This is a genomic window from Pseudorhodoplanes sp., assembly GCF_050250235.1.
Lineage (GTDB): Bacteria > Pseudomonadota > Alphaproteobacteria > Rhizobiales > Xanthobacteraceae > Pseudorhodoplanes.
Window position 1 is genome coordinate 1 of record NZ_JBFWPA010000087.1, and the last position, 12,032, is coordinate 12,032.

Here is a 12,032-nt window from a genome sequence, read left to right on the forward strand (position 1 = left end):
ACCTATGACGGAACCGTCACCTGGACCTCCAAGAACGATAACATCGGCAATCTCAGGCAGATGATGAATCGCGGCATGCTGAAGCGCGAAGATATTCGCGTCATCTGGACCTCTCCTCAATTGCCGTCGCCTCCGATCGTTATCCGCAAGGATTTGCCGCTCGAAATGCGGGCCGATATCGAAAAGCTGTTCGTGCGTCTGAAGGACCACGACATGAAGCTCGCGGAGTCCGTCGCGCAGGGCAAGACAAACGGTCTGGTCCGCGTCTATCACGAGGATTACCTCCTGATGTGTCAGGCGGCAGCTGACGAACGCGAAGCGCGCAAGAAGAGATAGCGGTCGGCCGATCATACAGATCGTGGACGCGGGGATTGGCCCGCGTCCACTGGAAATCCCATACCCTGGATAGCCGATGACCGTGACGGAATTGAACCTCAGCCCAGCGGCCCGCAAGCGCGATGACGTCGCGTTGTTCGAGCAGCAATATGCCTCATATCGCCGCCAGAAGAGGCTGTACGCGATCCTCTTTACGGTCGGCTTCGTGTTTTGTGTTGTCGCCGCTGGCATAACCGCAAAGTTCAACGTCTTGACGCTGATCGAGGGGCTGCCCCGCACCACCGACTTTCTGCGCCAGATGGTGCCTCCTATCCACTTCAAGACCTTTGCTCACGATATTGGTGAGTGGTACTGGGGTTTCGGCAAGTGGATGGACAGTCTGCTCAACACCCTCCTCATGGCCTATCTCGCGACTGTGCTGGGCACTGCCATCGGCGGCGCGTTGAGCTTCTTTGCGGCGCGCAATCTCGCCCGCAACTACATCATCTACTGGGTCACGCGCCGCGTACTGGAAATTGCTCGCACCGTACCGGATATCGTGTGGGCGCTGCTTTTCGTTCTGGCTTTCGGTATCGGTCCGTTGCCGGGCGTTCTGGCCATAACTGTCCATACCATCGGAGCGCAGGGCAAGCTGTTTGCCGAGGTCAACGAGAATATTTCGCAATTGCCGATCGATGGGGTGCGAGCCTCCGGCGGCAACTGGTTCCACGAGATGCGTTTCGGCGTCTTGCCGCAGGTGCTGCCGAACTTTCTGGGCTATTCGTTCTGGCGCATCGAGCTGAACGTGCGGAGCGCCACCATCGTCGGCTTCGTCGGCGCAGGTGGGATCGGTCACGATCTCTTCACCTCGATTCAGCTCCTCTATTTCGCCGACGCAGGAGCGATCCTGCTGATTGTGGTGGTCACCATCATGCTCATCGACATGATCAGCGAGCGGTTCCGCCATCGTGTGATCGGCAAAGCCAGCTTCTCGCATTGAGGCCGCAATCATGACCCGCCCCTTCGCCAATCTGACCGAAGCTGACATCGCTGCCGAGAAGGCGGCGTTCCCGCGGGCATTTTCTGCCAGCCTGCGGGATCGCCTGGCGTTCTGGTTCAAGTGGGGCGGCGGCACATTGCTGACGTTCTATTGCATGTATCGCTTCGGCTTTCTGTCCGGCGACTTCCTGCATGGGATGGGGAAATTCGGGTCGGTCGTGGTGGGCCAGATGTTTCCCCCGACCGGATGGGCACAGCTACCGACCTTCCTCAAGGTGATGGGAGAAACCATCGCCATGGCCTTTATCGGCACCCTGCTCGGTGCCGTGTTCGCGTTTCCGCTCGGCTTCCTGGCCTCGAAGAACATGACGCGATCGCGTCCACTGCAGTTCGGCACGCGGCGATTTGCTGACCTGCTGCGCTCCTTCGACTACCTGATCTGGGCGCTGATCTTCGTTCGCGCGATCGGATTGGGCCCGCTCGCAGGCATCATGGCGATTGCGATTGTGGAGACCGGCACGTTCATCAAGCTGTATTCCGAGGCAATCGAGAATCTCGACCGCAAGCAGGTAGACGGCGTTACCGCCGCGGGCGGCAACGGATTGCAGCGCATCCGCTTCGGGGTTCTGCCGCAGGTGCTGCCGATGATGTTGTCCAACACCCTCTATATGTTCGAACACAATGTCCGCTCGGCCTCCATTCTGGGCATCGTCGGTGCCGGCGGCATTGGCTTCCTGCTTGCTGACCGATTGCGCGCCTATGAGCTGCAGGAGGCCTGCCTCATCATCATTCTGGTGGTATTGACGGTCTATGCCATCGACTATCTATCCCAAGTCCTGCGTTACTATCTGATAGGGGCGGAGGAGCGCACGCCGCCGGCCGACGATGCGGAACCGCGATGAATCAATCAGCTTCGGTTGACGACGGCGGCCGTTTTGGAATATTTGGCTTGGGGTGCCGGCGCAGCCTTCCCGCGCCGCACACATGACCGGGCTTTTTTCGGCCGCGAGGCCTGCAAGCCCTTTCCTGGTCACGCGATTCCAGCAGGAATCGCGAAGGGCAACTTATGTTTCCGCTACAGGACATCGGGTGCAGCGCTGCGCCCCGCGAGCATGCCGCGGACGCAGGATTGCGGCCGGCCGCCGGAGCAGCATTCGGTATTTTTGTGCCGCGCGGCATCGTGATTCGTCACGAACAGATGCTCAAGATCATGGGCTATCCGTCCGGAGCGCCGATACGGACGGCTGTGCGGCGTATGGCCGAGCGGACTGCCGAGCTTGCCGCGGCCGCGATGATGCCGGTCGTTCACCATTGTCGCGTCGCCATCGAGCGTTGCGACGCGGAAGGACTCGCGCTTGCAAACGGGATCGCCTTTCACGGGCCGGTCTTCGCCAAGCATCTGACGGGCTGCAGCGAAGCAATGGCCTTCGTCATGACGCTCGGCAGCCGGTTCGATACAACACAAAGGAATCTGTCCGAATCCGACAATCTTCTCGATGCGGTCTTCCTCGAGACCGCCGGATGGGTCGCGATCGAGGAGGCGACGCGGCTCTTTACGCAGCAGGCTCGCCAGGCTGCGCTGCGGCAGGGTCTTGAACTCTCGCGCCGGCTGGCTCCGGGATACGTCTTCCGCGTCGGCGATCGCAAGGTAGACTGGCCGCTCGAGGATCAGAAGCCGTTCTTCAAGCTGTTCGAAGGCATCGACCTTCCGGTCGAGTTGCTCGAGAGTTGTGCGATGATGCCGAAAATGTCGCGCACCGGATTGTTTGGACTGCGGCGATGTGCCGAACCAAACCAAAACGCATAGCTGGCAGTGGATGAATTGGAGCGCGGCATGACAGAAAAAGTGTTCGACATCATCGGTGAGAACTTCAACACTACCCGTCGGCTGAAGCCGACTTCTCCCCGCGTCGTGCACGAAGGCGGCAAGGTCGGTGTGTCTTATACCGGGCCGGATGGCTCGAAGCGGCTTCTCGATATCACCGAGATATGGCCGGCCGACCCGGCCAAGCTGCGCACCTTTCAAATTCCGCATGTTGCACACGCCGTGCGAACGCAGAACATCGACTACCTTGCCTGGGTCATCAATTCCCAGGTCGCGGCCGGCGCCAATATCATCGATCTGTGCGTCGACGAGATCGCGGTCGATCCTGCGATCCGGCACAAAACCATGATCTGGCTGATCCCGGTTGCACAGAAAATCACCGATGCGATTCTCGCAATCGACTCTTCCGACCCGGAAACCATCGTCGCAGGCCTCAGTGTCCACGATTCCAGCAAGAGCCGGGCGGCGATAAACTCGGTCAATCTGGAAGACGGACGGCAGGATCTGATCAAGCTCGCGAAAGAAAAAAACGCTCTGCTGTTTGCGAATGCCAGTGGACGCAACGGCATGCCAAAGGATGAGCGCGAGCGCGTGCAAAACCTGTGCGAATTGATGGACATGATGAGCAGCGCCGGCATAGCGGTGACCGATCGCTATCTTGATCCGCTCGCTTTCCCGGCTTCGACCGGCGGTGCATTCGGTACCCATTACCTTGAGGCGGTACGCGAAATCCGGCGCCTCTATCCCGAGGTCCATATCTTCGGGGGACACAGCAATACGTCGTTCGGTCTGCCGCAGCGCAAGATCATGAATCACGCCTTCATCATCCTGTCGATTCTGGCAGGATGCGACACGCTGATGATCGATCCGGTGATGAACCCGCCGAAAGACTTTGTCGAGTTCAAGCTCGGTGCCGATGTCGTGCTCGGCAAGGATGAGTTCGCGATGCGCTACATGGCCGCTTTCCGCGCGCCGTCTCCGCCCCGAAGCCGCCAGCCGATGCGCGCAGCGGGCTGAGGCGTTTCCATGGCCAAGACGGTCGCCATCACCTTCGTCGATCCTGCGGGAGGTCGCATAATCGCGACCAAGGTCGTGCCGCAGGGTTCGATGGTGCTGGACGCCGCGCTGGAGGCGGGAATCGAGGTTGCGGCGACCTGCGGCCGCCGTGGCCGATGCCGGTCGTGCCGCGTCAAGGCGATTTCCGGGGAGATCGCTCCTCCGACCCTGCAGGACACGCTGCAACTCGGCCAGGATGCCGTGCACGAGCGATTCCGGCTGTCGTGCCAGATGCCTGCGGTCGCCGATTGCTCGATTGCGGCAATGCCGCCGAAGAGCGAGGCGGGGCACCAAATTCTCTCGGACATGGGGGTGTTCTCTGCCGGCGAGCACGAGATCGATTCCGGCGTCCGCAAGTTCTACATCCATGCCAAGGCGCCGCAGGACGAAAACCATCAGACATCCGACATCGAGGAAATCCTGTCCTGTCTGCCGCCCGAAACCTCGCGCGAGCAGACGCTCGACGTGTTGCGACGGCTGCCGACCATTCTTCGCGCTGAACTGGGCCGCATCACAGTAACGACGTTCCGAAATCAGATCATCGACATCGAGCCCGGCGACACCTCCGAACGCATCTACGGCATGGCCTTCGACGTCGGCACTACCAGTGTCGTGGGCTCGCTGGTCGACCTGCGAACCGGCGAACAGCTCGCGTCCGTCAGCGCGGTCAATCCGCAGGCGATCTATGGCGGCGATCTGATGTCGCGCATCGCCTATGCACAATTCGATGCCAAGAAGCTGCAGACGCTGCGTGCACGTATTCTCAATCAGCTGAACGAATTCATCGACACCGCGACCGAACAAGCGAGCGTATTGCCAGAGCACATCTATAAGGTCGTAATCGTCGGCAATACCTGCATGCATCATATCTGTCTCGGAATCGACACAAGCTATGTGGGACTTGCACCCTATGCGCCGGTGGTGCGCGATCCGGTCGTGGTGCCGGCCTCGGAATTGCCGATCAAGCGCGCACCCAATGCCCGGGTCTGCTTCCTGCCGATCGTCGCCGGTTTCGTTGGTGCCGATACGATCGCCGGCATTATTGCAACGCGCATCCATGAGAGTGAAGGCATCCGCCTTCTTGTCGATATCGGAACCAACGGCGAGGTTGTGCTCGGCTCCAAGGATCGGCTCCTGGTCTGCTCTGCGCCGGCGGGCCCGACCTTCGAGGGTGGACAGGTCAAGCACGGCATGCGTGGCGCGGTCGGCGCGATCGAGAAGGTTGCGATCGACGATGACGTGCATTGCCAGGTGATCGGCGACGTGCCCGCCATCGGCATCTGCGGATCGGGATTGATCGATGCCGCTGCGAAAATGCTCGACGCCGGCGTAATTGATCCGGCCGGGAGGCTATGGCGACAGGCGGTCGGTCCGTTGCCGGAAAAGCTCAGTGCTCGTATCATCAAGGATGACGGCGGTCGTGCCTTTGTTCTGGTGCCGCGCGATGAAAGCGGGCGCGACGAAGCGGTATTGCTGACGCAGAATGACATCCGTCAGCTTCAACTCGCCAAGGCCGCGATCTATGGCGGCGTGATGATGCTGCAACAGGTGCTGGGCGTGCCGGACGAATCGATTGAGGAGGTGATGATGTCGGGCGGCTTCGGCAATTACGTGAATATCGAGAGCGCCGTCGCGATCCGGTTGTTGCCTCCGTTGCCGCTCGAGCGGATAAACTATGTCGGCAACGCGGCATTGCTGGGTGCGCAGCTCGCCCTGATTTCGGAAACCGAGCGCTCTCGTGCCTTCAACATTGCGCGTCGCATCGAGCATGTCGCGCTTGCGACGCGAATGGAATTCCAGGACATCTTTGTGGATGCGTGTCGTTTTTCCAAACCTGGACGCAGGAGGGTCGTGGCGGAGGAGCAGACCGCAAATGCCGCATCGACCGCTTGAACTGAATCGACCGCCTGGACCGCTTCAATAAGAGTCGCTCTTCACCGTTTCGGGCACGGCTTCCGTCGGAATTCGCCTTTCGCGTCGCGCGCGCGTAAGCCAGACGCGAGCCTGCAAAGGCTCGATGCCGAAATACGCGGCTACCGCATGTTCCGCATACCCGATTGATTCTCCAACATTGTCCAGTTCGCTCAGGAAGATTGAATAAAGATCAATCTGGGCCGAGATGGATGGGCTCGGGGCGGGCAGCTCGGACATGTCCGCGTGCAAGGGCGGTTGGGAGGTGGCGCGTTCAAGCAGGAAGTGGGTCAGGCTCGGACTTTTTTCAACGTTGTGCCTGGTGATTGGCAGCAGGCCGAGGTGGAGCAGCGCATTGTTGCCGGATGAGGTGCCGACCCCGGCTCGAACAAAAGCAGGCACCCAGCCATGCTTGCGGTTCTCGTCCGCTCCCGACCAGATGCCGCCGGTCTGACGCGTTTCCACGATGATGGCGGCGTCCGACAGTCCGTATTGATACCGGTTCGCGCGCATGGCGTTGGCGACGGTAAAGCGCGTGTCCGGCGTGAAGGGAGTCGCCAGGGTAATGCGGTTTGCCGACAGGGCGTCGCGGTAGCGCTTGCTGATCACTGCTTTTTCGAGACTGTCGGAGAGCACGCAAATGGCGCGACCGCCGGCGGCAAGTGCCGCGGACACCGCCTCGCGGTCGATCCCGCGCATGTCGCTTGAGATCACGACCAGTCCTTCCGAGCCGGCGCGCGTGCCGGTCGCGCGGGCGAAATCTTGCGCCTCGTCCGCACTATCGCGCGACCCGACGATGCAGATGCCACCCTGATCGAGCGCCTCGGGCCGGCCGGCGCCGAAAAGCAGCGGCAGGCATGCGGTCTTGAGACGCTGACGCAGCCTGGCGGGAAATGCCGCTTCGCGCTCCCCCAGGGCCCAGATGCCGAGCGCGCCGCAGTGACCGATCAGGCGCTCGGCATCGGCAAGACGTGATAGCAAGGCCAATAGCCGGTCGGCGCCGACATACGCGCGCAGCGTGATACGTGCATTCGGCTTCAGGAGATCGGCAAGTGAAGCACCGCGTGTATCGAGCCATTGAGCCAGATTGTGATACTCGGATGGAGACAGCGGACGCGGACCGGCGGTGGACTGATTGAACCGGGAGGTCAACAACAAGGTCGCCTTTGTGATTGCGCCGGTTTCGGTAGGTGCCGTCATCGGTATCAATCCAGGCCGGACGGACGGAATGGGTCAGATGTGATTTCGGAGGTCACCAGCGGGGTGAATTGTTCCGAAAAGCGGCTCTTGCCGGCTTCAATCAACCTTTCAGTTTCTTGCTCGGAAAGGGCCCGGCGTCGGGGCTGCAAGGCATCCCAGACCGCAGGTGGTATCAGAAACGAAGTGACAAGATCGTCGGTCAGCACCGGCCGTACCCCGGGTGGCCACATCAGCAAGCCTCTTCCGACAAGTCGTGACAGCAGAGGCTCGCTGCAATTGCCGACGCAGGAGCGCGCCCCGGTCAGGAGAAGATATTCGAGCGCCTCCCGTTCATCATCGCTCAGTTGCATCCAGACCTGGTCGATGTCGCGGGCAATGCTGGTGCCTTCGCGTTCATCGAGCCGGCGCTCCAATGCCAGATCTCGCTCCTTGACATAGGCCTCGTGACGGCCTGAATCCCAAAGGCGGACGCGCGTGCTGCTCATTGTCTCCTCCCGCAACAACAATCATCGAAAGTTGCGAATATTTCAATCCGGCTCCGTCCCGGACTGCGGCTGCCTCTTTTCATGCTGCGGTGCGTTCGGACTGATCTGGTGCGGGCGGAGACTGCGGGTTGAACTTGACGCCCGCGCGATGCTGAAGAAAAATGGTTCAGTAGAGGAAATCGCTTGCATTGGGGCCGTCGATGAGGCCCTTATAGCTCCATTATCGGGCTTCCCGGCAACGGCGTGTTCCGGTCCTCAAGGGCCACCCGCCAAGACCAACAGCCCGCTTCGTCTCAAATCGGTGCGATTGCTGCGCGCTCGCCGTGCATCGCATCGCCGCGAAGCGCTCCGGGGAAGCCTCCATGTCACGATTCAAGTACGACAAATACGATTTCAGCGCGGGTGTCGCGCAGTACAAAGCCATCATGAACGGGCAGGACGCGGCCTTCGCGCCCGCGACCACCCAGATGGCCGAGTTCTGCATGAAATATGGCGGCCATAACGGCCGCAAATTCTTCAGCGACCCGGAACTCTTCGTTCGCGGCAACCTCGACGTGCAGCAGGAATTCGGGTTCGACGTGCCGGACATGGTCTGGGACGTCTATTCGGTCGAGGCTGAGGCGCTCGGCGGCGACATGGCGTGGTTCGACGATCTTTATCCCGCGCTCGATAACACCCGGCCGATCATCGAGACCGAGAAGGATCTTGCCCGCATGAAGGCGCCAGATCCGTTCAAGACCGGCCGTATGCCCTGGGTGCTGGAAGTGTTGCAGCTCTGCCAGGAACTCACCGGCTTTCCGCATCACATCCATTATTGCGCGCCGATCAATCTGTGCGCGCAGGTGATGCAGTTCGAGAAGATGGTGGTCGCGATCGCCGAACGTCCGCAATTCGTTCACAAGGTGATGAACTGGCTCTGCGAGGAAGTGCTCGCGCCCTACATCAACGCCTATTTCAAGGTGGTGCCCGGCGCCGAGATCGCGAACGGCAAGGACGCGGTCGGATCGCTGCCCTTCATCACCGAGGAGATGGTGCACGAATTCTCGGTGCCTTATCTCGACAAGCTGCGCAAGCTTACCGGCAACCGGCGCGGGCTGCGCTGCGACAATTGGTGGGGCGATGCTTTCGCCGAGAATGCTGAGGAATACTGGGACATCAAGCTCCAGGTCACGCCGCAATATCTGAAGGTGCAGGATCCGGACTGCTTCCGGGTCGGCACCGAACGCATCCGGAAATATGCGGACAAGAAGGGCTGCGCGCTGTCGTTCGGCGTCGGTACGCTGCTTCTGCAGAAAGGCACCCGCGAGGACATCATCCGCCGCGTCCATGAATATATGGAAGTCGGAAGCCGCGGACCGCACGGCAAGAAATTCTTCCTGTATTTCTGCAGCTTCTCTGCGCAGACGCCCGTCGAAAATGTCCGCACCGCGATCGAGGCGGTGAAGATGTTCCGCCGCGGCGAACTGCCCTATGCCGGCGAAGTGCTGAGCGGACCCGGCGGGGTCGCCGCCGAGATGGCCGGCGGCAAGGGCTTCATGGGCATGAGCACTGGCTCCGATGCCGACAAGGCGAAGGAAGCCAAGCAGGAAGCCATCGCCCTCGCGGCGAGCGGCCGCAAGCCGATCTTCCAGGGTATTTATGATGCAATCATGGAATTCGACGGCGATACCTGCGCCGAACTGGTCGCGCAGGCGCTGGAAGACGGCGAATCGCCGAATGACATCCTCGACGAGGGCCTGATCCCGCCGATGGGCGAGGTCGGAGACCTGTTCGCCGCGGGCGAATTCTTCGTACCCGAAATGCTGATGGCCGCGAAGGCGATGAAGCAGGGCCTCGAAGTGCTGCGTCCGATCATCACGGCGAAGAAGTCGAAGCCCAAGGGCGTGATCGTGACCGCCACGGTGTTCGGCGACCTGCACGACATCGGAAAGAACCTGGTCGGCATGATGCTGGAGGGCGCCGGGTTCAAGGTGGTCGACCTCGGCGTCAACGTGAAGGCGGAGATGATCATCGAGACCGCCAGAAAGGTCGACGCGGATGTGATCGGGCTCTCCGCGTTGCTCACGACGACGATGCCGTTCATGAAACTGATCGTCGAGCAGATCAAGAAGGAAGGGATGACGATCCCGGTGATCTGCGGCGGCGCGCCCGTCTCGCGCGACTTCGCCATGGAAATCGGTGCCAACGGTTATGGCGACAATGCTCCGGAGGCGGTGGAATTGTGCAAGCGGCTGGTTTCCGAGCGGGTGCCGGCCTAGCAGCGGAACGCGTGATTGCCGGGGCAAAAGGGTCGGCGACAAGGTGATGCATCAATCGCAAAAAGCGCAGTATGCTGCACTGCCTTATCGGCGATCGAATGGCAGCATCGAGATCATGCTGATCACATCGCGAGGAAGCAGAAGGTGGATTATTCCGAAAGGCTGGCCGGTACCGGGGATGAAGCCTTCTGAAGCGGCCGCACACGAAGCCATGGAGGAAGGTGGGGTAATCGGCCGTGTCAGCGAAAGCCCGAGGGGACAATACTGCTATCAGAAGCGACTTTCCGATGGTTCCTGTTCGCCGTGCATTGTCGATGTGTTCGTCCTTGAGGTCAGGTCCCAGCTTCATCACTGGCCGGAAAAGCATCAACGTTCGACCAAATGGGTAAGCGCGCAAGACGCTGCATCATTTGTGCAGGAGCCGGGTCTTAGCCAGATTATTGACACCCTCGCAGGGGAAATTCTGCGCGAGCAATAGAAGCACGTTAATGCATTCTGCAATACCAACGGTAGCGTCGTCGCTTCCATGAGGCCGGAACCAATTCGAGATATGCAATGTCTGGCGGCTCGCAGAAATCCCACGACGACGGCGGTCCTGAGCCAAGTCGCGCGTGGCTATGGACTGTAGCGATAGTCGGCGTGATCGTGCTTTTCATGGTTGAATACTTTCGCTGACTTCGCAGAGGCCAATTGTACGGCACCGTGTTCGGGGCCTTTCTAGGCTCGGAATCGGCCTGCGCTCCCTTTCCGCTGGGGCGGCGTGCCGCATGAACGCCGCCGCGACACTTCGGAATGATGTCGAAAAATCATGCTGGCAAATACAAACGAAGCGCCTCGACGGCCTGCATGGGAAGGCCGGCCACTGAGCTGGGAAACGTTACAAGAGAGTCACCCCCAAGCGATCCAACATAGACCGTTTGGTCATCAGTTCCGAATGCCAAGCTGGTTGGATTCTTCAAAATGCGACTCGCGGGATTGACGACGTCTGCGCGTTCAAGGGCGCGCCGCTCCCACTTGATGCGGAAGTTCTCGACATAGTCCCGATCGAATTCCTCGACCACGATCTCCGACGTGGCATCGGGAGCGACGCGCAAAATCCGGTTGCTGACAATGCTGGCGACCCAGAGGTGGCCCACGGCGTCGAAACACAGCCCGTCCGGATAGCTGTGCTCCGGCAGTTCGGCAAATGTCTGCCGTTCTCCGAGCGTTGCGTCCGGCTGCACTTCGAACCGTGAAATGCGCCCGGCGAAGGTCTCCGCGACGTAAAGCCAGCGCTCCTCGGCGTCCAGTCTCAGTTCGTTGGCGAAAATCAGGTGGTCAGCCACGATGTCAGCGCGCCCATCCTCTGTGACCCGGATGATGAAGCCGTCGCTGGCATTCTCCGGATAGAATGCTTTCGAGATCGGCCATTGTCGGGTGCTGACGCTGATCCAGAGTCGTCCGCGAGAATCGCTGAGCACGAAATTGGTGGCCGGCAGCGCGGTGTTGTTCACTGAAACCAGAAACGGTTCTACCGTGCCTTCCGGAGCGAGGCTCCATATTCCGCCGTCCTCGCCCATGTTGGCGATCAGCAGGCCAGCACGCGCCGACAAAGCGAGGCCGTTCGGAATCCACGGTCTTCCGTTCAACTCGCTGGTCCGACCGAGAACGGATTGCGTGCCATCGGGTGCGATACGCACAACGCCTTGTCCGGCATGAGACGCGAAAACATAGCCGTTTGGTCCGGCTATCACACTTTCAGGCCGCGCGAGGCCGGAACCAAATGTTTTCAGCGAAGACAGTGCGACTTTCATTGCTCTCGCATCCCGATGATGTCTGACGCATGTTAGATCGCTTGTTTCCTACCGCAAGGAAATACAACCGACGTCGCAAACGCTCCGACGTTCCGAAAACGAGTGATGCTCGCTATTGACGAAGTAAATTACGTTCAATAGAATTCATCGAAGGAACGTTATCGGCGCAGGGTTCGATCACAGCAATTCA

At 60.3% G+C, this 12,032-nt stretch carries 11 protein-coding genes; 8 read left to right on the forward strand and 3 right to left on the reverse strand.

Annotation, left to right across the window (positions count from 1 at the left end; translation table 11 throughout):
• The 6 genes from AB7F49_RS27240 to AB7F49_RS27265 all read left to right on the forward strand — a co-directional run.
• Window positions 1-336, forward strand: a 336-nt coding sequence (locus AB7F49_RS27240) for a PhnD/SsuA/transferrin family substrate-binding protein (RefSeq protein WP_428528257.1), incomplete at its 5' end; no start/stop codon positions are given.
• 76 nt (window positions 337-412) lie between these two features.
• Complete coding sequence (gene phnE, locus AB7F49_RS27245) at window positions 413-1,315, forward strand: phosphonate ABC transporter, permease protein PhnE (RefSeq protein ID WP_428528259.1); 903 nt, start codon at window positions 413-415, stop codon at window positions 1,313-1,315.
• Window positions 1,316-1,325: 10 nt separating this feature from the next.
• A complete protein-coding gene (gene phnE, locus AB7F49_RS27250; protein WP_428528261.1) occupies window positions 1,326-2,216 on the forward strand; it encodes a phosphonate ABC transporter, permease protein PhnE in 891 nt (296 codons plus the stop codon).
• A 164-nt stretch (window positions 2,217-2,380) separates the two neighbouring features.
• Window positions 2,381-3,121 (forward strand): hypothetical protein, encoded by a 741-nt coding sequence (locus AB7F49_RS27255; RefSeq protein ID WP_428528263.1) that lies wholly within the window; start codon window positions 2,381-2,383, stop codon window positions 3,119-3,121.
• A gap of 27 nt (window positions 3,122-3,148) precedes the next feature.
• Window positions 3,149-4,156: a dihydropteroate synthase gene (locus AB7F49_RS27260; protein ID WP_428528265.1), complete on the forward strand. Its 1,008-nt coding sequence runs from the start codon at window positions 3,149-3,151 to the stop codon at window positions 4,154-4,156.
• A 9-nt stretch (window positions 4,157-4,165) separates the two neighbouring features.
• Window positions 4,166-6,088 carry an ASKHA domain-containing protein gene (locus AB7F49_RS27265; protein ID WP_428528267.1) on the forward strand — a complete coding sequence of 641 codons (1,923 nt, stop codon included), beginning with the start codon at window positions 4,166-4,168 and terminating at the stop codon, window positions 6,086-6,088.
• A 24-nt stretch (window positions 6,089-6,112) separates the two neighbouring features.
• On the opposite strand, the gene AB7F49_RS27270 is transcribed toward AB7F49_RS27265, so the two are convergent.
• Together AB7F49_RS27270 and AB7F49_RS27275 are read right to left on the reverse strand one after the other, a co-directional pair.
• A complete protein-coding gene (locus AB7F49_RS27270; protein WP_428528269.1) occupies window positions 6,113-7,306 on the reverse strand; it encodes a DNA-processing protein DprA in 1,194 nt (397 codons plus the stop codon).
• A gap of 5 nt (window positions 7,307-7,311) precedes the next feature.
• Entirely contained in the window at window positions 7,312-7,791 is a 480-nt protein-coding gene (locus AB7F49_RS27275) for a hypothetical protein (protein WP_428528271.1), read from the reverse strand.
• A 362-nt stretch (window positions 7,792-8,153) separates the two neighbouring features.
• Here AB7F49_RS27275 and AB7F49_RS27280 point away from each other — a divergent pair, with 362 nt between their 5' ends.
• The gene (locus tag AB7F49_RS27280; protein WP_428528273.1) at window positions 8,154-10,049 is read left to right on the forward strand and encodes a cobalamin-dependent protein; all 1,896 of its coding nucleotides are present in this window, start codon (window positions 8,154-8,156) and stop codon (window positions 10,047-10,049) included.
• A gap of 46 nt (window positions 10,050-10,095) precedes the next feature.
• Window positions 10,096-10,527, forward strand: coding sequence for an NUDIX hydrolase (locus tag AB7F49_RS27285; RefSeq protein WP_428528275.1), 432 nt, complete (start codon window positions 10,096-10,098; stop codon window positions 10,525-10,527).
• Between the two features lie 328 nt (window positions 10,528-10,855).
• On the opposite strand, the gene AB7F49_RS27290 is transcribed toward AB7F49_RS27285, so the two are convergent.
• Complete coding sequence (locus AB7F49_RS27290; protein ID WP_428528277.1) at window positions 10,856-11,728, reverse strand: SMP-30/gluconolactonase/LRE family protein; 873 nt, start codon at window positions 11,726-11,728, stop codon at window positions 10,856-10,858.
• Between the last annotated feature and the right edge of the window lie 304 nt (window positions 11,729-12,032).